Source organism: Pseudomonas sp. 43(2021) (assembly GCF_017490805.1).
In the GTDB taxonomy this organism is placed as follows: Bacteria; Pseudomonadota; Gammaproteobacteria; order Pseudomonadales; family Pseudomonadaceae; genus Aquipseudomonas.
Genome location: NZ_JAFGYJ010000275.1, coordinates 1 through 515 on the forward strand (window position 1 = coordinate 1; position 515 = coordinate 515).

The 515-nt window shown below is 57.3% G+C and carries 1 pseudogene; it reads left to right on the plus strand.

The window, feature by feature from the left end:
• Nucleotides 1-333 precede the first annotated feature (333 nt).
• A pseudogene (locus tag J5M71_RS27185) lies at nucleotides 334-515 on the plus strand (translation initiation factor 2); the annotation flags it as partial.

The window sequence follows — 515 nt, forward strand, 5'->3', positions numbered from 1 at the left end:
GTTGGAACAGTGAGGGATTAATGTGGCGAGGGGATTTAGCGAAACGTCGCACCGCCCCGCTGGGTGGCGAAGCCGCCCCAAAACCCATCCAACGCGGTGTGTCTGACACACCGCACGCTCCCATTTCAGGACTGCTACGCAGCCCAACGGGGCGGCGCGACGTTTCGCTAAACCCCTCGCCACAGAATATTCATCAGCCACAACTTATTTGTCAGCCACCAACATCACCTCCTGCGCACTGAACCTTCTCGCTTCTCATCCATCTCAATCGCTCATTATTCTCGTTTGCCTGCCGACAACCTGCCCAATATCCATTTGGAAACAGGTGTCGCGATGCGCAAGGGTCCGTTGTGTCTGATGTTGCTCACGTTGTCGATCATGGCGCCCGCCCATGGTGAGGAAACCACCGAAGGCGGCAGCTCCACGCCATTGTCGCTGAGCGCCGGCAGCCAGATCACCGAACTGCAACAGCGGCTCAAGGCCAGTGAACAGCAGCGTGAAGAACTGAACAAACA